Raw genomic sequence first — 21662 nt, forward strand, 5'->3', positions numbered from 1 at the left:
CCGTAACGATGAGGTGAAAGATGGATCCGATAATGATAGGTATCGCAGCAGTGGTGATTTTGGTAATTGTTACTGGCGTTTTCTTGATGAAAAAAGGTAAAAACCAGACGACAGTTGATACTCAGACCCAAGTCAAACGTCCAAAAACCTTGGCTGAGCAGCAACGCGAACTAGAACTGCAACGTCAATCACAGCAACCAAGCCCATATGCTGCGCCTAACCTGCCGCAATCGACTTTGCAGGCTGCTCAAACCCTCAATCTCAACGCCCAAGCCAATAACCTAAAAACGCTGGTAGATGAAGAACAATCGATAAACGCACGCAGCGCAGCGATGACCCATACCGCTGAAGCGGTTGAACCTGATGGACTTGATTTTGATTTGCCAGGGTTTAAACAAGACAGTGATAAACCCGCAATCAACAGTACCTTACATGTTGTCAGGCCGACCGTCACTCAAGTGGCACAGCCAGCGAACCCAGTTGATGGTATTAGCAGCAAAGCCGATAACGAGTCAGATTTTGACTTTGCACTCGATGTACCTGAAACCAAAATAGCCCCTGTCCCCACGGCAACTGAGCCTACTACCGAGACCACAGTGGCGCAATCACAATCAAATGAGTTAACTTTTGACGATTTTGATTTTGATCTACCTAGCAAACAGCCCGCGACCGCTGCGACTGTCGCTGCCCCTGTCCTAGAATCGCCTACCGAAATTTTTGCGCCGATAGATGAACCTGTAACCACCACTTCGGCAAGTAACGTCAATAACAATGCTATTAGCGACAGCGATTTTGACTTTGACTTTAGTTTACCAGAGACGCAATCAACACCTACTGCTACTGCTTTAGAACCAATGATAACGACCCCAACGGCTGCACCGAGCACTCACGAAAGCGCAGATGAGTTTGATTTCGACTTTGATTTGAACGCTGAGCCAGCGGTTACTCCAACCAATGACGCTACTACAGAAGCAGCCTTAAGCTTTGACACGTCAGATATTAAAGCATCTAGCAATCTAACTTCTGATGCGGTGACTTCTGTACCGGTTGCCAGTGATGAAGCCACAGATATTGCATCGTTTGCTTTGGATGATGAATTACTACGCCAAGCAGAAGCGGCTTCACTAGCCAAGCCTGCTACCCCATCGGTCGTTGACTTGGCAGAAGTCAACGCCCCTAACCCATCTGATTCGCTACTCATCTCAGATGACATGTTTGATTTGTCTTTTGATGACTCAACTACTCAGGCAGCTACTCCAGCAAATACACAAACAACTACGACCCCAATCGCTAGTCCTGAAACGACATCGATTGCAGATGAGGGAAGCCTAACAACTGCGCCAGTTGTTGAAGATTTATCAGAGATACTCGATGTCATTAAGGATATCGACACGGATACGCTAAACGTAGATTTGGCAGAACAGTATGTGAATTTAGGGGAATATGACAGTGCCAAACGCTTGCTTGATGAAATCAAAGATAGCGATAACCCGGCATTGCTAGAGCGTGCGGCAGCGTTAAGACAACGTATCGCTTAATCATGTTCTGCATAAAAAAAGGATAGTAAATTGACTATCCTTTTTTTTGGTCTAATTTTTTTTGAATTACTTTATAACAACTTAATACTCAATCGCTATGGGTGTAAGTCCCGTTTTAAAAGCATGGGCTTTTTCAACATAATGTAATGCGGATAGTTGAAGCATCACTTCGCGCCCCTGCGGCAAGGTTTTGACAACTTTCGCAGGGCTTCCCATCACGATGGAATTATCTGGGATTTGCATATTTTCGGTGACAAGCGCATTGGCACCGATGATGCAATTTTTGCCGATTTGGGCATTATTGAGCACAATCGCACCGATACCAATCAAGCTATTATCACCAACAGTGCAGCCGTGTAGCATCGCCAAATGCCCAATCGTCACGCCTTCGCCAATGGTGACGGCGATACCTTCATCAGTGTGTATCACACTGTTTTCTTGCACATTACTATTTTTGCCCAAATAAATCGGTGCATTGTCCGCGCGTATCACCGCGCCAAACCACACACTGACGTTATCAGCTAGATGTACATCGCCGATGATTTCAGCCGAGTCTGCGACCCAGCCTGTGAAGGGTGCTTGATAGGTGGGTTTTTTGTCTTGCCATTGGTACAGCATATCAAATCCTTATGAAAAAAAAGCGCGTCAACTAAAAAATTGACCCTCTAATTTTAGCAAGTGCGGATAAATTAGCAATGGGTTATTGTAGGCAACGCAGTTAAATCAAAGCCCTGCTTTTAGGCTCGCTTCGATAAATTTATCCAAATCACCATCCAGCACCGCTTGGGTATTGGACGTTTCCACCCCTGTACGCAAATCCTTAATCCGCGAGTCATCGAGCACATACGAGCGAATTTGACTACCCCAACCAATATCCGATTTGGTTTCTTCTAGCGCTTGTTGCTTTTCCATACGCTGCATCATTTCACGCTCGTACAGTTTGGCACGTAACATTTTCATTGCCGTGTCTTTGTTGGCATGTTGGCTACGTTCATTTTGACACGCAACCACAATCCCTGTCGGTTGGTGGGTGATACGCACCGCAGAGTCGGTGGTATTAACGTGCTGACCGCCTGCACCGCTTGAGCGATAAGTATCGATGCGTAAATCGGCAGGATTGATATCAATCTCGATATTATCATCAATTTCAGGCGATACAAACACCGCTGCAAACGACGTGTGGCGACCGTTGTTGCTATCAAACGGTGATTTTCTTACCAAACGATGCACGCCGATTTCGGTACGTAACCAGCCAAACGCATAGTCACCTTTGACATGAATCGATGCGCTTTTAATCCCTGCGACACCACCTGCTGATAGTTCCATGATTTCGGCTTTAAAGCCATGTGATTCACACCAACGTAAATACATCCGCAGCAGCATCTCTGCCCAGTCTTGGGCTTCGGTACCGCCTGAGCCTGACTGGATATCAACATAGCAGTTGTTGCCATCCATCTCACCGCTAAACATACGTTTAAATTCTAAATCTGCGACTTTGGCTTCGGCCTCATCGAGTTCCGCTTGTACGTCTGCCAATAGCGTCGCATCATCGGCTTCCACCGCTAAGTCAATCATGGCTTTGGCGTCTTCTAACTTGTCATCTAAAGCGGTAATCACGCCAATGACATTATCAAGCTGCGATTTTTCTTTACTGATTTTGGTGGCACGCTCTGGGTCGTTCCACAATTCTGGGTTTTCAAGCTCTAAATTGACTTCTTCCAAACGCTCTTGCTTGGCTTCGATGTCAAAGATACCCCCGAAGCTGGTTGCCACGGTCAGTTAAGTCTTTGATATGCTCTAAATACGGGTTGATTTCCATGCGAGGTTACCTTAACGTGTTACTATGAAAAATGCGCCATTATACCTGAATCTGTTACTGGATTCATCTTAGCTGTCGCCATTCATCTTGGCTGTTGCCCACTACACCTGTGCTTTTATCGACCAATCTTCCACCGCCCAATGATGCGCTAAGGCATGCGCGTGTAGAGTATCATCGGGGCATACCGCAATCGCTACATCCGCCCATTCTAATAACGGCAAATCATTTTTTGAATCCGAATAGGCGTAGGTTTTGGTATAAGTAATACCTCGCGCATTTTTTTGGGCAATCCAATTTTTTAAATGAATGATTTTGCCTTCTTTAAAGTTTGGCTGTCCTGCGACTTTACCTGTGTACCCCTGCTCGGTGACTTCAAGCTCAGTGGCTAAAATATTATCTTCCGCTACCAAAAATAATTTGTTAGCAATTGCTTTGACCACAAAGGCATTGGTGGCAGAAATTACCACCACATCGTGCCCTGCTTGTAAATGTGATTGGATAGCGTTAACCGCCTTTGGGCGTACGTTTGGTGCGATTTCATCTTGCAAATATTGCTCACGCCATTCGTGTAATTGGGCTAAGGTATGCTGTTTTAAAAAGCCTGCCACAAACTCATTATAGACGACCGCATCGAGCGTTCCTGCGATATAGTGCTCATAAAACTCCCGATTTTTAGCACGATACAGCGATTCTTCTACCAGATTATGTTTGACCAAAAACTCGCCCCACATATAGTCACTATCGGTATCAATGAGGGTGTTATCGAGGTCAAATAGCGCCAATTCTTTGTGTAGTACGGTTGACATAGGATAGCCTTTAGCATAGTTATTGAAAAGTTAAATTGCGGGGTTTTGGTCATCGACGGTTAAGGTATCACCAAATCGCCAAGTACGGATAATGCGCAGCTCCAAATAATCTTGCATTTGTTTTGAGAACTTACCAAATGGCGCGGCTTTACGCACCGAATTTTTTGCTGCTTCATCCAAGATGGTAGAGCCTGATGACTGTAACACTTTGATAGATTTGACTTGCCCGTTAGGCTCGATAATCACCATCAGCATGACATCGCCTTTGATGCCTTTGGCGCGGGCTTCTTGGGGATATTGCTGGTTACCAATATGATAGGCTTGTTGGCGAAAATTCTCGATATAGCGCGCGGCTTCACCCGTGGTGGTGGAGTTGCTGCTGATAGTTTTGACCGCAGATTTTTTGGCTAGTAATTGGCGGTTACTGCTGATTTTGGTTTCAAGGGTGGCAATTTGTGCCTGTACTCGCTGTTCTTGCGCGGCTAGATTTTCGCTATCATCTTGTTTTTTATTATTATTTTCTCTGCGGATTTTTTCAAAGCTTAACGTGGTACGTAGATAACTTTCTTGAAACGCTTCTTGGCGCGTTTGGCGTTCTTGACTCACGATATCATCGGTTTCATTGATTGCCTCGTCTTCTAAAGGGCTCATGGTATTGTTTTCAAGCCGTAGCTTTTCGTTGGGCTCACCGCCACCTTGCTGGCCGGCATTGGCGATAAAATCGGCTTTTTCATTTTTTTGCAGATTTTCGGTCAACACCGTGGTGACTTCTTGCACCGCTGCGGTTGGTGAGCTTTTATCTTCAAATTGGATACCAAAAATAACAGCCGCATGAATTGCCACCGCCATAATGGTAGCAAATAGCATGACGCTGTCTTTGCCAGACGCGGTATATGGCATTAACTTTTGAAAAAGATAACTGTGACTGTCTTTGCTATGCACCAAAATATAACCCTTTGAGCGATGACGACGCTATCTCCACAACCTTACTAAAAAAAATACAAATCACTCATGTATTATAACGCGCAGATAGTATAGATTAAATCAAACCTTGGCTGAAGCTAAATTCATACACCATTAGCAATCAGTGGTGAGCGATTAGCTGTTAGCAATCAATGTTTAGTAATCAATGTTACAAGATTTTTTGTAGACAGAACCACAAGTTGATTAGCAACTTTACAATGCCCAAAAACTGACTACAATAATAGCTTTCAATACAATTATAAAAAAACTGAGAAACGATCGTGATAACAAGCAAAACGCAACTGGATGAATTTTTTGCCACCCATTCTGAAGAAATCGCACGTGAACTGATGCAAAAATCGCAAACGTGGTATGAAAAAATTGAGGATTTTGCCGGTCAAGAGTTTATCGTGCCCGCCACCGAAAAACAGCTAAACGAGGCCATTCAAAAATTTGTGGTTGAAAAAGTCAAAGCGATATTGAGTATGCATCTGGAGATTCATGAAGGCTGGCTTCGACTGTATGCAACGGTTAACTATAAAGGCATCTACGCTGACCTTGCTGTCAATTTAGGTGTGGTACATGCCCAATTTGACCGTTATCGCCAGCGCCTGGTATTTCAGCAATTGACTGACACTGATGTCATTGGCTTGTATTCAGATTCGTATGTTAAATCAAAAGCGATTCATACAGCGCTTTGGTTTTTTAAACGGGTGTTAAAGAAAGACCCGCTCGGCATGATTTTGGAGAAAATCAATTTGGTGCACCAAAAAGATGATATCTTGTATCTCGATATTGGTCGCTGGCTGAAGAAAAACGAAAAAATCATGGCGACGCTGCGCAAGGTGCAAGTTAATCATGGCTATCTTGCTGAACAGCAGCTCCTAATGAGAGCCAATGCCAACGTCGGTGAAATTCTCAACATAGGTAGTAATGACCAATTGATTACTGAAGCGGATAATCCTGCAGTGACTAATAACGCCACAAAAGCAGCTTAGTATTTTTCATCGGTATCAACCCTCATCCTTTACCGCTTTTGTTTCACCAATTTTTTTACCGATTGTGTTTTGGCAATTAACGAGGTGATTACCAATAGTTTTCAACGGCGATATTGCCTTCACCGCGGCGATTCATGGTCAATCCAATCGATTTTAAGGCTTCTTTGGTATCTTCGACCATTTGCGGGTTACCACATAGCATCACGTGACTGCGCTCTTTATCCAGTTTTTGCCCTACCAACTCGGTTAACTTGCCCGACAATATCAAGTTAGGAACCCGCGCTTTTTCCCCGGCATAATCCGCTTCCCGCGTGACAATAGGCAAGAATACAAACGCTGCCCCATTGTCGCCATAGATTGACTTAATCGACCCAATCTCTGCTTGATAAGCAAGCTCTTGCGAGGTGCGTGCGCTGTACACCAAAATAATGCGCTGATATTGCTGCCATACCTCGATGGTCTTTAAAATCGATAAAAATGGTGCTAAACCCGTGCCTGTTGCCAGCAACCATAAATCATTGGGCAGGGGTAACTGGTAGCGGGCTAAGGTCAAATAGCCAAATGGCGTGGTATTGAGCAATAAACTATCGCCCACTTGGATATGATTAACCTTACTGGTAAATTCCCCCTCAGGAATGACCACCGAGAAAAATTCAATAAATTCATCATAGGGCGAAGATGCGACAGAATACGCGCGAAACACATAGCCATCAAGGTCAATGGGCTGACCTTGCATCTCATAACCCTGCGCCTCATGATCTTGGTTCTTAGAAGTTATTAACTTGCTCTCATGGTTTTGTGCAAAATATTGCAAATCTTTACCATGGATACCGAGCCTAACAAATTGCCCTGCGGTAAATTTAAAGCCATCGGGACGCGTGACTTTAAAACTTAGCAAGGTGGGCGCCCAACGGGTCACTTCAATCACTTTAACGCGAATACTTTTATCATCTGACATGTTATTTTGACCATTTTTTTGCATCATTATAAACAAAAAAGCGTACCTTAATGAACTAAGATACGCTTTTTTATGTCGCAGTACTAAAATTGGATTAATATATGCGAACTAGCGTGATAATTTTTGATAATGTTTCGGGGAAAATACCGAAGTACAATACCGCTAACGTCACCAACAACACCATGATGCCGCCTGCTTGAATACCCCAATGATTGACCGCATCGTGCGGCTGTACTTCTTGGGGACGTCTAAACAAGGTGACCATAAGATTTAGATAGTAATACAAGCTAATTGCACTACCCACGATAATCATGGCAGTGAGCCACCAACTTTGCGCAGAAACGGTAGCAAAAATCGCAAAGAATTTGCTGATAAACCCGGCGGTCAATGGAATACCTGCCAATGATAATAGCATCACAGTCAATACGGCAGTTAGCACAGGACGTTGCCAAAAAATCCCTTGGAAGTTTTCAACCAACTCTGCTTCACCCTGACGTTTATATGGGCTTGACATGATAGTCACGACACCGAACGCACCAATGGTGGTAAACGCATACACTGCCATGTACAGGCTGACAAAACCTGCTGATTCAACTTTTACGGCGCTGATAATCGCTAACACATAGCCGATGTGCGCAATAGATGAATAGGCTAACAGACGTTTTATATTGTGCTGACGAAGCGCCAGTACGTTACCGATAATCATCGATAAACTGGCAATCACCACAATCAAGGTATTGATTGCTGGCAAGGCTAAGGTCGCCGTAGACAATAAGAAACGTAATCCTAGCGCCATCATAGCTACTTTGGAAACACTGCCTAAGAAAGTCGCCACAGGCGCAGGCGCACCTTGGTAAACGTCTGGCGTCCAAGTATGGAATGGTACTGCTGAGAGTTTAAAGGCAATACCAAATAGCATTAATGCAGTCCCCACCACCAAAATCGGCATAACGATACCATTTTGAAACATGGGCACGATTGCCATACCAATTTGACGGAATGACAAAGTACCTGTGTTTGAGTAGATTAATGCCATACCCATCAACATGGTAGCAGAGGCTGTCGCTGATAAAATGAGGTATTTAAAACCCGCTTCTAACGATTTACCACGCGCATAAGTATAAGCCAACATACCATATAGCGGTACCGACAATAACTCTAAGCTGACAAAGAAAGAAGCTAAGTTATCAGCGCATACCATAAATAGCGCGCCCAATGTTGAGATAAGCAGTAGCAAATACAACTCTTCTTTATTATCGCGATAGCCCCCAATATAACCATACGCCAAGGTAAAACACGCAAGCGAGCTGATTAAAATAATCACCATATTGAACTGGGCAAAGCTATCCACCACAAATAAGGGAGCAATCAAGCCTTGCGATGGCGTAAATAATTCATACAGACCATGCAACATGCTATCAGGATTGCCACCCAATAATTGTATAAGGACAACAAACAAGGCGGCATTAAGGCCAATCACACTGATGGTACCTGCCACAAAATTTGAACGCTTCATGGCGATGGCAATCATCACCACCACCGTGGTGATTGAAATTAAAATCATTGGAAACAATGGCATGAGCACATTGCTAGCAAATGGAATAATAGGATTCATCTATTTTACCTCCATATGAGCAAATGGCTCTTGAGCAGTAGGTGCAACTTGCTGGACATGATATGCCTGACTAATCCAGTGCATACTATGGTCAGAGGTATCTAAGAATGATTGTGGATATAGACCTAACCATACTAAGCCAAACGCAAGCACCAACAAGATTGCCGCTTCACGCGCATTGATATCACGCATCGGTGACATTTTTTCAATCGTCGCTGTTGGCGTACCAAATAATGCTTTATAAACCATAATTAATGCGTATAAACCTGCAACGACTAAGCTAAAGGTTGCAAACACCACTGCCACAGGATGCGAGGCAAAAGACCCTAGAAGAATTAAGAACTCACCAATAAAATTACCGGTACCTGGAATACCTAATAATGCCGCGGCAAAGAACATAAGTAACGGTGGGTAATAACGCATTTGACCCCACATACCACCCATTTGGCTCAAATCACGGGTATGTAGACGCTCATAAAGCTGACCGCTCATGATAAATAATGCCGCTGAACTAAGACCATGTGCCAACATTTGAATCATCAAGCCTTGGAAACTAATTAACGTACCGGCATACAACGCAAGTACCACAAAACCCATGTGTGAAATACTGGTATAAGCCAGTAACCGCTTGATATCTTGCTGCATAAACGCAAGCCAAGCCCCATAAAAAATACCAATACCGCCCAAGGTAATCGCAATCGGTGCAAACTGAGCACTGGCTTCTGGGAATAATGGTAGGACAAACCGCAATAAACCATACGCCGCAGTTTTAATCAAAATACCAGCCAAATCGACCGAGCCTGCAGTCGGTGCTTGTGCGTGCGCATCGGGTAACCAGCCATGCAGTGGGAAAATTGGTAATTTAACCGCAAAGCCAATAAAGAACATCAGCATGATTGGATATTGCCATTTGCCAAGATCTGTACCGAGCAAGTCCATATAGTTAAAAGTTATTTGACCTGTCGTTGATGCATGAATCATCACCAAAATCAAAATACCAATCAACATAATCAGACCCGATGCTTGGGTATAAATAAAGAATTTGGTTGCGGCATATTCTTTGGTTTTACCACCAATCGCATTGTGTCCCCAGATTGCAATCAAGAAATAGATAGGAACTAACATCATCTCCCAAAAGAAGAAGAACAAGAACATATCGATTGCTAGGAAAACACCAATAACACCGCCCAAGCTCCAAAGTAGATTAAGATGGAAGAAGCCCACACGGCGAGTAATCTCACCCCATGAACACGCCACCGCCATCATACCTAAGAAGGCTGTTAGGCTCACCATCAACAGCGATAACCCATCAATAGCTAGATGGAAACTGACCCCCAATGAGGGCATCCAAGATAGTTGAAACTCTGCCAACCAAGTCGGTTTAGCAGTCACTTCCGCAATGGTTTGTGCTGAACCAATAAAGTTACCGTTTTGCCAAATAGCTACCGTAATCAAAAACGTTAATAGCATGCCAAGAAACGCAATCCAACGAGGAAAACGTTCATCAACTTTTTCAACCAACCAGCACAGAAAACCTGCAATGATTGGAATAAATATCAAGGCGGGTAATAAGAGATTATTTTGCATAACTGTTACTTCCCTATCATCATCATTACCAACACCAACAATACTGCCATGCCAAGACCGAAGCTTGCAGCATACCCACGAATCGAGCCAGATTGGAACCATGTCGCCACTCGGTTACCTGCCAGCGATAGGGCTGGTAAAATATTCCAAGTGCGGTCAATCGGGTCAATTTTAATTAATTTACCAATCAATAAGAATGGTTTAACAAATACAATGTCATACAAAGCATCAAAGCCTAAACCATGATAGCACCAGTAATTAAGCGCACGGCCCAAACCTGTTTGGTTAAACTTACTCACGATGCGACCTTTATCTAGGGCAAACAAGAAAGCACCCACAATCAAGCCCGCCAACATCGCAGCCATCACAATCATTTCTGCCGTGTGCTTACCGGATTCTACCTCAGGATGAATCACGCTAAAACTTTGTGGCAATACGCCTGCTAATGGTGGATGAATCATCGCCCCCACTGCAGTTGATAGCACCAACAATACCGCAAGCGGCAGCCAGTATGTCCAACCTTTAAGATCGTGAATAGGCGTTTTTTCTTCACCAAAGAACACAATCCAAATCATACGAAACGTATAAATCGAGGTTAAAAACGCACCTACTACTGCCATCCAAAATAAATTCATATGACCTGATGCGAAGGTTTCCCAAATGATTTCATCTTTTGAGTAATAACCCACTGTAATCCAAGGAATCGCAGCAAGTGCCCCACCCCCAATCGCAAACACCGCAAATAGAAATTTATTTTTATAAAATAACCCACCCATTTTAAAGATGTTTTGCTCATGATGGTAAGCCAAGATAACAGCGCCTGACCCTAGGAATAATAAAGCTTTAAAGAACGCATGGGTCATCAAGTGGAAAATCGCAACTTGCCAAGCGCCTACCCCTAATGCCAAGAACATATAGCCGATTTGACTCATGGTCGAATAAGCTAAGATACGTTTGATATCGGTTTGTGCAAGTGCACAGAAGCCAGCAACCAACAATGTTGTTGCCCCAACGATACCCACCCAACTTGCCAATACATCAGGGGTCAATAAAAACACAGGATGTAAACGGGCAATTAAATACACACCTGCGGTAACCATCGTTGCCGCATGAATCAAGGCTGAAACAGGCGTAGGACCTGCCATCGCATCGGCAAGCCAAGAATGTAGCGGAATCTGTGCAGATTTACCCATCGCACCCAGCACTAGCATCACAGCCGCAACTTTGATAGTAGGATAGCTATGACCAAAAATCGTCACCGTTGAGCCTGCCGACGTTAGCATTTGCGATACATTGGCATTGATATCTGAGATATTTAACGTACCCAATTCACGGAACAACAAGAATAAGCCAAATGCTAAAAACACATCACCCACACGGGTTACGGTAAAGGCTTTCATCGCAGCACGGCCGTTGGCGCGCTCGTGATAATAAAAACCAATTAATAAGTAAGAACAGATACCAACGCCTTCCCAACCTAAGTACAACAGCACTAAATTGTCAGCAAGCACAAGTAACAACATACTTGCGACGAACAGGTTCATATAGCTAAAAAATCTTGCGTAGCCTGTTTCACCGCGCATATACCATGACGCGAAAATATGAATTAAAAAACCGACACCGGTAATCACGCCCATCATGGTCACGCCCAAACCATCCAGCATGAGACCAAATTTTGGGGCAAAACTACCGACTTGCATCCACGTCCACAACGGCTGATTAATGACAGCGCCTTGTGGGTGGTTCATTAAAAAATCACTGCCTGCCATCAAGGCACACAAAGCAGCCAAACCCATACTGCCGACACCGACCACTGCGGCTGCGTTTTCGCTTAAGCGGTCACGCATGGTCGCTAGAATCAGAAAGCCAATCAGCGGCAGCATAAAGGTTAAAGGTAACATACTCATTTTGATTTCACCCTTTCATCTCATTTGCCGTATCGACATCTAAATGACCACGCTTATGATAAAACTGTAAAAGAATAGCCAACCCAATTGCGACTTCAGCGGCTGCCAAAGTTAGCACCAAAATAAACATAATTTGTCCGTCAGGACTGACCCAGCGACTACCTGCCACTACAAATGCTAAGGCAGCAGCATTCATCATAATCTCAAGACTCATCAACATAAACAAAAAATTACGTCGTACCATCACACCACAAAAACCAATGGCAAACAAAATCGCTGACAAGATTAGACCGTGCTCTAATGGCACATGCTCTAATGGAAAGTGTCCCATTATGCCTTCTCCTCCTGAACTTCGCGTAACACAGCCGGTTGGCTGGGCTCTTTATCAATAAAATTCGTTAAGGCAGGTTGTACGGTATTACCAAGCTCACTGTTATGACTTTCATTCTCATCATCCAAGGCAGATTTTGCCAAATGATAAGCCGCCACCAAACCCGCTAGTAATAAAAATCCTGCAATTTCGACCAACAATAAATATTCGGTAAATAATTTGGCACCGATCATTTTTGCCGTGACTGGCTCTACCCCAATAAACGCTGGCATCATTCCTTCAAAACCATGTTTCATGCCAATCAAACTAAACAAGGTCAAACCCACAATAAATGCAAGTCCTGCCGGCACTGCCCAAGCTGATGATGATAACCAGCTTTCTTCTTCTAAGGTACTTTGAGTGCCTAAGTTCAGCATCATTACCACAAAGACGAACAATACCATAATCGCCCCGGCATAAACGATGATTTCAAGCGCACCAGCAAATGGCGCACCTAAGGCAAAGAAAATACCTGATAACGCCAGCAGCGTGACAATCATGTTTAATAACGCATGCACAGGATTGGTACGAGTAATCACGCGCAAACTAGCCAAAATAGCGACAATCGCTAATAAATAAAACCCTATCGTTGCTCCGGTTATCATGGCAATAAACTCCGTAAATCAATCGGCGCAGACTCATTTTGGTGTGCCCCTTTAGGTTTATCTTTGGTCGCCATCCCAGTCACACGGTAATAATTGTAGTCAGGAAATTTACCCGGGCCTGAAATTAACAAATGCTCTTTTTCATACACCAAGTTTTGACGGTTGTATTCACCGAGCTCAAAATCTGGCGTCATCTGAATAGCCGTTGTCGGGCACGCTTCTTCACACATACCACAAAAGATACAACGCGAAAAATTAATACGGAAAAACTCTGGATACCAGCGTCCGTCTTCACGTTCCGCTTTTTGCAGTGAAATACAACCCACCGGGCAAGCGACGGCACATAAATTACAGGCCACACAGCGCTCATCCCCATCCGGGTCACGTGTCAGTACAATACGCCCCCGAAAACGCGGCGGTACAGGAACAGGTTGTTCTGGGTATAAAATCGTATCACGTTTACGGGTCGCGTGACTTGCGACCATGATTAGGGTGCGCAAGATTGAGCCAAAACCCGTAATCGTGTTTTTTACCATAGTCAAATACATACGTTAATCTCCACCTTACCCTACACCATGGGTGCGCCATAATACATAGGCCGCCGTCGCGAGTAAATTAATCAAGGTAATGGGTAGACAAATTTTCCAGCCAAAGTTCATTACTTGGTCATAACGTGGACGCATCAACGCCCCACGCGCCAATACAAACATGGTCATGAAAAATAGCGTTTTTAACATGAACCAAATAATCGGCGGGATAAAACTCAGTCCATCAAATAATGGCAACCAACCACCAAAGAATAAAATAGTAATCAGCGACGATACCAACACGATATTCACATATTCACCGACAAAGAACATACCAAATTTCATACCTGAGTATTCAACATGGTAACCTTCTGCCAATTCTTGCTCTGCTTCTGGCTGGTCAAATGGGAAACGGTGGGTTACTGCCACACCCGCCACCATAAAGGTTAAAAACCCTAAAATTTGACCAAACACATTCCAGTGCCAAAAACCACCGGCTTGTGAGTATACGATATCGCGTAAGTTAAATGACCCTGCCAAAGCCACCACACCCATTAGCGATAATCCGAGAAAGACTTCATAACTAATAGTTTGGGCAGCAGAGCGTAGACCACCAAGCAAGGCATATTTATTGGCTGATGCCCAGCCACCAAACATCACGGCATAAACCGCCAACCCTGCCATCGCAAAAAAGAACAAAATACCGATGCTCCAGTCTGCGCCACCGAGTGATGGCGTAACTGGTACAATGATATAAGCGGCTAAAGCGGTAAACAATGAAATTGCAGGCGCCAAGACAAAGATAAATTTATCGGCAAATTTGGGGGTCCAGTCTTCTTTAAAGAAGATTTTGAGCATATCCGCGGCTACTTGTAGCGAACCTTGCCAACCCACACGGTTTGGACCATAACGGTCTTGCCATAGTGCCAACATACGACGTTCATAAGGAATCATCAACGCGGCAAAAATCACCACCGCCAAGAAAATAACAATTGATTGCACTGCCAAAAATACAATTGACCAAGCTTCAGGGGACATTACCCCAGCCAGCCATGCAGGTAAATCGGGCATCTGTCTAACAGAATAATCCATTATACCCCCTCCCCTGGAGTTACTTGAGCTGTCACGCCACCATTATTAGCTGGTGGTACCGCTTGGGTGACAGTGTTGGTAGTTGCTGATTTTACGATACTGATGTCCGTATAAGGCTGCGCTAGCAAGGCTTCTAATTCACCCGCCTGACCCACAGGATACCCCACACAGCTTTCGGCTAAGTAATCGACAAGCTGCACAGGTAATGTGGTCGCTACACCATTCACTGTGACCGTTAACATATCACCTGAGTGCAGCTGCCATTTATCCGCATCATCCGTTGATACACTAAAAGCAGCTGGCAGCAATTGTGAGGCGACCACTTCACTACGGGCAGTTAATTCATCACTAGCAAAAATATTATACACCGGCACTAGCTGGGTTGAACCTTGTTGGCTAGCTGCCGCAGGCGCAATATACTCACGTTTTGGCAATGCGGTTAACGCATCAAAAATACGCACCCCTGGATCGCCATGTTTTAGATGACCACCCACTTTATCTTGGTATTTATTCCAAGCTTGCGGTGAGTTCCAACCTGGAGACCAAGCAAATGGAATCAGTGATGAATCCGTTTGGGTACCTACATAACCTTCTTGGGAGAAGGTCAAGCCCGTATCGATATCTTTCGGCTGCTCTGGCTCATGCACAGAAATCGGCGCCCGCATCGCTGTACGACCGGAATAACGGCGTGGCTCACGCGCGACTTTTAGACCAGTAATACGGTAATCGGCTGATGGCGCTGCTTGTCTGATTGCGGCTAATTGTGGATTGGTGTCTGCGACTGCAGTAATCACATCATCAAGCTGCGTCCAGTCAATCGCACGGCCATTGAGCTCAGACTCTACCGCATGTAACCAACGCCAGCTTTCTTTCACCATACTTTGCGGGCGATAGTAAACAGGATCATAAACTTGGAAGAAACGCTGTGCACGACCTTCTGCTGAGATTAGTGTACCGTCCGCTTCTGCAAAGGTTGCTACAGGTACCATCACATCTGCATGGTTATGCCATTGGTAAGTTTCATGATCAAGTACAATCAGTGATTTGTTGGCTACCAATTGGTTCATTTGCTCCGCGGTTAGGCGGCGGCTGATGTCATTTTCCATGACAATCACCACATCGGCATCATCATCTAATTCATCAATCGCTTTACCACCGAGTAAGTTGACGCCTATGCTATTGGCAGCAGGTACTGACAAGTATAAACCGGCTTTTTCTTGGTAGCCTTTGGTTGGGTTCATGCGGCTTGGACGTTTAACTTGCTTGGCTTGTTCAGCAAATGCCGCTTCATCCATCTCTTGTTTGAGTTTGGCTTGCTCTGCATCGATTTTGGCAATCTCTGCATCCACTTGGACGTTGTGGGTGTCAACCACGCCTTTTTCATAGATGACCACTTCACCGCGTTTTTGTTCGGCGATATTGGCAATTTGTGCCGCCGCTTCTATGATAGCGGTGTGATACAGCGACGAGCCTGAGATGATAAGTGGTTTGGTTGCTTTAAGCAGCGTCTGCGCGATATGTTTAGCAAATGCTTGCATATCAGCATTATCGTCTTCATCGATGACCAAATCTTTTGGTAGTTGCGAGGTGGCCAACGTTTTCATTTGCTCAGCGATGCTAAAGCCTAATTCAGCGATATCGCTTGGTGTAGCGACGCAGCTTACTTTGGCGATATCATCAAGGCGCGTATCTTTGACATCCACAATAAAGATTGGGCTGTAGTCTTTTTGACCGATACGAGCCACAGGCTCTGCCAAGAAATCTGGCGTTTTTAGCGCATCTGCCATTTGTTTGGCGCGATTTTTTGCCGCTTGGCGCACTGCCAGTGCAATACGTGGACTGGTTTGGGTAATATCTTCACCCAAAATCAATACCGCATCATAATCCTCAATCTCACGCATGCTTGGATTATGGATATTTTCTGTGGTCAACACATCGATACATTTTTGTACCACGGTTTTTTCTTGACTGGTAATACCAATGCTAAAATTTTCGGCACCGACTAAGCGTTTGAGTGCATAGTTTGATTCAAGGCTGGCAACGGGTGAACCAATACCGATGGCTTTTTTGCCTTGCAACCGGTTTTTGATGGTATCGATAGTATGGTCAATGCTCAGATTGGTTTGTTTACCGTTGAGTGTTTCAATCGCTTGAATTGGGCGGTCTTGGCGGTTGACATAGCCATAGCCGAAACGACCACGGTCACATAAGAAGTAAGCGTTGACTTCCCCATTAAAACGGTTTTCGATACGGCGCAATTCACCATAGCGCTCACCCGCTGAGATATTACAACCTGCCGAACAGCCATGACAAATGCTTGGGGCATATTGCATGTCCCATTTGCGATTGTAGCGCTCTGAGTGAGTTTTGTCGGTGAATACCCCAGTTGGACAAACTTCAGTGAGGTTACCTGAAAATTCACTTTCAAACTGACCGTCTTTATCACGACCAAAGTACACACGGCTTGCTGATGCGTAAACCCCTAAATCCTCACCACCTGCATAGTCTTTGTAATAACGCACGCAGCGATAACACGCGATACAGCGGTTCATCTCATGATTGATAAATGGACCCAAGTCTTGGTTTTGGTGGGTACGTTTAGTAAAGCGGTATTTACGATGATTGTGACCTGACATGTAGGTCATATCTTGCAAGTGACAATGACCGCCCTCTTCACAGGTTGGACAGTCATGGGGGTGGTTAGTCATTAAGAACTCAACCAAGCTTTTACGGAAGTTTTTCACTTCTGCATCCGTCACTGAGATCCACATGTCTGGGGTCGGATTGACCATACATGACATGACCAAACGACCACGACCCGCTTCATAATCTTCTTTGTTATTATATTGCTTGACGGCACACTGGCGGCAAGAACCGACCGAGCCCAATGCAGGGTGATAACAAAAATAAGGGATATCGATGCCAAGCGATAAACAAGCTTGTAGCAAGTTATCGGCACCATCAACTTCGACGTCTTGACCGTCTATATGAATAATTGCCATGCTAATTCCTTACACTGATTGCCCATTGGTGGTTTTAACAGGTTGATACACTTCAACTTTTCCGCTGTTTGCAGATGAAGGCACGCCCGTTGGGGACAATTGTTCTTCAGGCGCCACATTATTACCAATTTTGGCTTCAAATTCTGGTAAAAAGTATTTTAACGCACTTTGTAATGGCTCAACCGCACCCGGTGCGTGGGCGCAGAAGGTTTTACCTAACCACAAATCTTTGGTCAATTGGCGCAATACGTCAATATCAACAGGTTGACCATTGCCTGTATCGATGGCATGCAAGGTTTTGACCCCCCATGGCAACCCATCACGGCAAGGCGTACACCAACCGCAGGATTCACGGGCAAAGAATTTTTGCAAATTGAGCGACAATGACACCATATCTTGCGATTCATCTACCACCATAATCAAGCAGGTACCTAAACGGCTACCCGCTTTCATGATAGGTTCAAAGTCCATGGGTAGGTCTAAATGCTCATCACTGGCGGTTAAGAAGTCGGTTGATGCACCGCCTGGCAACCAAGCTTTTAGTTTACGACCGTCTTTCATGCCTTTGGCATAATCAAAAATAATTTCGCGAGCGGTAGTACCAAATGGCAGTTCCCATAGACCAGGCTCATTGACTAGACCTGAACAACCCATGATTTTAGTGCCGGGGTTTTCTGATTTGCCTTGTGCCAAGCCTTTATACCATTCTACGCCATGCAGCATGATGCCCGGCATGTTGTTTAAAGACTCTACGTTATTGACCACAGTGGGACGACCCCATGCCCCTGATACTTGTGGGAAGGGGGGTTTGGTACGTGGATTGGCACGGCGACCTTCAAGCGAGTTAATGAGCGCAGTTTCTTCACCACAGATATAACGACCTGCACCGGTATGCACGTGTAAATCAAAGCTATAGCCTGAACCTAAGATATTATCACCTAAATACCCTTTGGCACGGCACTCATCCAATGCATTATTTAGGCGTTTGGCGGCTTCAATATACTCACCACGGATAAAAATATACCCTGCGGTTGCACCAATGGCATAACCTGAGATTATCATCCCTTCAATCAGCTGAAATGGTAGGCGCTCCATCAATAGACGGTCTTTAAACGTGCCTGGCTCCATCTCATCTGCGTTACAAATCAAGTAACGAGGCCCGCCATCGGGTGGCGTCATAAAGGTCCATTTAAGACCTGCATTAAAGCCTGCACCACCACGTCCACGCACGTTGGCATCTTTAATCATGTTGCCCACTTCTTTGGCAGATTTGGCCAAGGCATTTTTTAGACCTTCAAACCCTTTTAGGCTTTCATAGGTTGCCAAATCTAGCACTGAGTCATAATGCGCCAAACGCCAAGTCAGGGGCTTGGTCTCACTGGTGGCTGTCGCTTTGTCACCATAAATAGGAATGCTTTGCTCGCCCAATTGACTGGGTGATTTGCCAATTTTTCGATTATTAATTTGACGGGTTATATTCATGCGTATTGCTCCAGCAATTCAGCAATCTCTTCAATTTGGACAGGACCGTAGGTATCTTCATCAATCAAAACCGCTGGACCTTTATCACAGTTACCCAAACAACAAATGGGTAATAAGGTAAAACGATTGTCTGGGGTGGTTTGACCAAAACTAATGCCTAAAGTGCGCTCAAAGGCTTGACCTAAATTCTCACCACCTACCAGATAACACCCAATCGAGTCACAGACCAAAATCACATGACGACCAACCGGTGAACGGTAGATACGGTTATAAAAAGTGGCAACCCCTTCCACATCGGTGACTGGGATTTTTAAGATATTAGCAATCGCGTTGACTTGTGCATCATCCACCCAGCCATTACGGCGTTGGACAATTTTTAGCGCATCAAGTGATGCCGCGCGGCTTTGTGGGTAATGATGCATAAATTCATGAATGTCGTGAATTTCTGCTTCGGTTAGAATGCTTGCGACATCCACCTTTGGGGTTTTATCAGTTACAATCTTCATCGGTGGTTTTCTCCTAACGATCAACGTCTGCCATAACAACGTCAATTGACGCTAGATAAATAATCAAGTCAGATACCAAGCTACCATTAATGACTGACGGCATTTGCTGTAAGTGCGCAAAGGTCGGGGTACGAATACGGGTACGGTAACTCATGGTTGAGCGATCAGACGTAATATAATAGTTGGTAATACCTTTCACTGCTTCCACCATAAAGGAGGACTCGCCTTCTGGCATGACAGGACCCCACGATACTGAAATAAAGTGGTTAATCAGGGTCTCAATGTCATTTAAGGTGCGGTCTTTGGGTGGTGGGACAGCCAGTGGGTGATCGGCTTTGTATGCCCCCATTGGCATGTTGTTAAGACATTGCTCAATGATACGCAGTGACTGACGAATCTCTTCAATTTTGACCAAACAGCGGTCATACGCATCGCCATTAAACTCAATTGGCACTTCAAAATCAAAATTTTCATAGCCAAGATAAGGACGCGCTTTACGCACATCGTAAGGGATACCTGTGGCACGTAGACCATGACCTGATACGCCCCAAGCCAGTGCAGATTTAGCATCGTATTGGGCAACGTTTTGGGTACGCAGTTGTAGCACCTTGTTTTTCATGGTGGCTTTGACGTATTCATCGATACGTTTTGGCATCCAATCTAAGAATTCTCGAACCAGTTTGTGCCAGCCATTTGGCAAGTCCATCGCGGTACCGCCGATGCGAAACCATGCTGGGTGCATACGATAACCGGTTACCGCTTCAATCACATCATACGCTTTTTGACGGTCGGCGAACATATAAAATACTGGCGTCATACCGCCTGCATCCTGAATGAAGGTACCCCAGTACAGCAAATTATTGGTGATACGGAAGAACTCACTCATCATGATACGAATGGTATTCGCGCGATCCGGCACCGTGATGCCTGCCAGTTTTTCCACTGACATGATGTAGGGTAATTCATTCATCACCCCACCAAGATAATCGATACGGTCAGTGTAAGGAATAAATGAATGCCAAGTTTGGCGTTCAGCGATTTTTTCAGCGCCGCGATGGTGATAACCAATGTCTGGAATACAGTCGATGACCTCTTCACCGTCTAGCTGAAGCACAACGCGAAAGGCACCGTGTGCCGAAGGATGGTTAGGACCCAAGTTTAGGAACATAAAGTCTTCGTCACGGCCACTACGTTTCATGCCCCACTCTTCGGGGACAAATCGTAGGTTCTCCTGCTCAAACATCTGCTTGCCTTTATCGAGATAATAAGGCGGTACTTCAGTTGCACGAGAGGCGTATTCTTTACGCAGTGGATGACCTTCCCAGTATTTTGGCAATAAAATACGGGTTAAATGGGGGTGACCATCAAAGGTAATACCAAACATATCCCACGCTTCGCGCTCATACCAGTTGGCGTTGGGCCAAATACGGGTTGCCGTAGGGATGTGCAAATCAGTTTCTTTGAGCGCCACTTTGATGCGAATGTCTGTGTTGCGCTCTAACGACATTAAGTGATAGAACACGGTGAAATCACTGTCAGGTAAGGCATTGCCATCCCTGTCTTTACGATGTTGGCGTAAGCGCTCATCAATCGCTGAAATATCCAGTAACATCACGTAAGGCTGTGGCAAGGTGCGAAGGTACAGGAGTACTTCGATGACCTGTTCACGGCTGACCCAAATAGTGGGAAAAGCGTCAAAGGTTTTTTGTACAACAAACTGCCCCTCAAACTTGCGATTTAATTCCGCAATCACTGCTGGGACATCAGTTTGTGCTTGATTATCAGTTACCGTTACCATGAGTGGCACTTTCCTCATTCACAATTATTAAGAAGGTAGTGGAATACCTTTTTTTGTTTTGAACGCAATCCGATAAGCTTTTACTTAGC

General features: G+C 44.9%; 18 protein-coding genes. 2 read left to right on the top strand and 16 right to left on the bottom strand.

Features of this window, described 5'->3' with window-relative positions:
* The first annotated feature begins 32 nt into the window (after positions 1-32).
* Positions 33-1538, top strand: coding sequence for a hypothetical protein (locus RTL34_RS01455; RefSeq protein WP_312114001.1), 1506 nt, complete (start codon positions 33-35; stop codon positions 1536-1538).
* Positions 1539-1619: 81 nt separating this feature from the next.
* Here the strand turns inward: RTL34_RS01455 and RTL34_RS01460 are convergent, their stop codons facing one another.
* From RTL34_RS01460 to RTL34_RS01475, 4 genes are all read right to left on the bottom strand, one after another.
* Positions 1620-2156, bottom strand: coding sequence for a gamma carbonic anhydrase family protein (locus RTL34_RS01460; protein ID WP_096488635.1), 537 nt, complete (start codon positions 2154-2156; stop codon positions 1620-1622).
* 105 nt (positions 2157-2261) lie between these two features.
* Positions 2262-3357 (bottom strand): peptide chain release factor 2 gene (gene prfB, locus RTL34_RS01465; protein WP_099807750.1). Its coding sequence is split into 2 segments (ribosomal slippage): positions 2262-3284 and positions 3286-3357, totalling 1095 coding nucleotides; the frame shifts between segments, so codons are not numbered across the junction.
* 101 nt (positions 3358-3458) lie between these two features.
* The gene (locus RTL34_RS01470; protein WP_312114006.1) at positions 3459-4163 is read right to left on the bottom strand and encodes an HAD family hydrolase; all 705 of its coding nucleotides are present in this window, start codon (positions 4161-4163) and stop codon (positions 3459-3461) included.
* 30 nt (positions 4164-4193) lie between these two features.
* Entirely contained in the window at positions 4194-5063 is an 870-nt protein-coding gene (locus RTL34_RS01475; protein WP_312114008.1) for an energy transducer TonB, read from the bottom strand.
* A 344-nt stretch (positions 5064-5407) separates the two neighbouring features.
* Here RTL34_RS01475 and RTL34_RS01480 point away from each other — a divergent pair, with 344 nt between their 5' ends.
* A complete protein-coding gene (locus RTL34_RS01480) occupies positions 5408-6124 on the top strand; it encodes a hypothetical protein (RefSeq protein ID WP_312114009.1) in 717 nt (238 codons plus the stop codon).
* Between the two features lie 88 nt (positions 6125-6212).
* On the opposite strand, the gene RTL34_RS01485 is transcribed toward RTL34_RS01480, so the two are convergent.
* From RTL34_RS01485 to nuoC, 12 genes are all read right to left on the bottom strand, one after another.
* Positions 6213-7082 (bottom strand): ferredoxin--NADP reductase, encoded by an 870-nt coding sequence (locus RTL34_RS01485; protein ID WP_312114011.1) that lies wholly within the window; start codon positions 7080-7082, stop codon positions 6213-6215.
* Positions 7083-7176: 94 nt separating this feature from the next.
* Entirely contained in the window at positions 7177-8697 is a 1521-nt protein-coding gene (locus RTL34_RS01490; RefSeq protein WP_060996377.1) for an NADH-quinone oxidoreductase subunit N, read from the bottom strand.
* A complete protein-coding gene (gene nuoM / locus RTL34_RS01495) occupies positions 8698-10284 on the bottom strand; it encodes an NADH-quinone oxidoreductase subunit M (RefSeq protein ID WP_312114015.1) in 1587 nt (528 codons plus the stop codon).
* Between the two features lie 5 nt (positions 10285-10289).
* A complete protein-coding gene (gene nuoL, locus RTL34_RS01500) occupies positions 10290-12191 on the bottom strand; it encodes an NADH-quinone oxidoreductase subunit L (RefSeq protein WP_036591264.1) in 1902 nt (633 codons plus the stop codon).
* Positions 12192-12198: 7 nt separating this feature from the next.
* Positions 12199-12522, bottom strand: a complete 324-nt coding sequence (nuoK, locus tag RTL34_RS01505; RefSeq protein ID WP_007115476.1) for an NADH-quinone oxidoreductase subunit NuoK — start codon at positions 12520-12522, stop codon at positions 12199-12201.
* A complete protein-coding gene (gene nuoJ / locus RTL34_RS01510; RefSeq protein ID WP_312114018.1) occupies positions 12522-13166 on the bottom strand; it encodes an NADH-quinone oxidoreductase subunit J in 645 nt (214 codons plus the stop codon). The genes nuoK and nuoJ overlap by 1 nt, the downstream gene beginning before the upstream one ends.
* Entirely contained in the window at positions 13163-13714 is a 552-nt protein-coding gene (gene nuoI / locus RTL34_RS01515; protein ID WP_007115474.1) for an NADH-quinone oxidoreductase subunit NuoI, read from the bottom strand. The genes nuoJ and nuoI overlap by 4 nt, the downstream gene beginning before the upstream one ends.
* Positions 13715-13729: 15 nt before the next feature.
* On the bottom strand, positions 13730-14785 hold the full coding sequence (gene nuoH / locus RTL34_RS01520; RefSeq protein ID WP_007115473.1) for an NADH-quinone oxidoreductase subunit NuoH: 1056 nt from the start codon (positions 14783-14785) through the stop codon (positions 13730-13732).
* Positions 14785-17787, bottom strand: coding sequence for an NADH-quinone oxidoreductase subunit NuoG (gene nuoG, locus RTL34_RS01525; protein WP_312114021.1), 3003 nt, complete (start codon positions 17785-17787; stop codon positions 14785-14787). The genes nuoH and nuoG overlap by 1 nt, the downstream gene beginning before the upstream one ends.
* A 9-nt stretch (positions 17788-17796) precedes the next feature.
* Positions 17797-19269 (bottom strand): NADH-quinone oxidoreductase subunit NuoF, encoded by a 1473-nt coding sequence (nuoF, locus tag RTL34_RS01530; protein ID WP_065263348.1) that lies wholly within the window; start codon positions 19267-19269, stop codon positions 17797-17799.
* Positions 19266-19775: an NADH-quinone oxidoreductase subunit NuoE gene (gene nuoE / locus RTL34_RS01535; protein ID WP_076774498.1), complete on the bottom strand. Its 510-nt coding sequence runs from the start codon at positions 19773-19775 to the stop codon at positions 19266-19268. The genes nuoF and nuoE overlap by 4 nt, the downstream gene beginning before the upstream one ends.
* Before the next feature lie 13 nt (positions 19776-19788).
* Positions 19789-21573: an NADH-quinone oxidoreductase subunit C/D gene (gene nuoC, locus RTL34_RS01540; protein ID WP_284034369.1), complete on the bottom strand. Its 1785-nt coding sequence runs from the start codon at positions 21571-21573 to the stop codon at positions 19789-19791.
* Positions 21574-21662: the final 89 nt, after the last annotated feature.

This window comes from Moraxella sp. CTOTU47915 (genome assembly GCF_031986685.1).
Lineage (GTDB): Bacteria > Pseudomonadota > Gammaproteobacteria > Pseudomonadales > Moraxellaceae > Faucicola > Faucicola tetraodonis.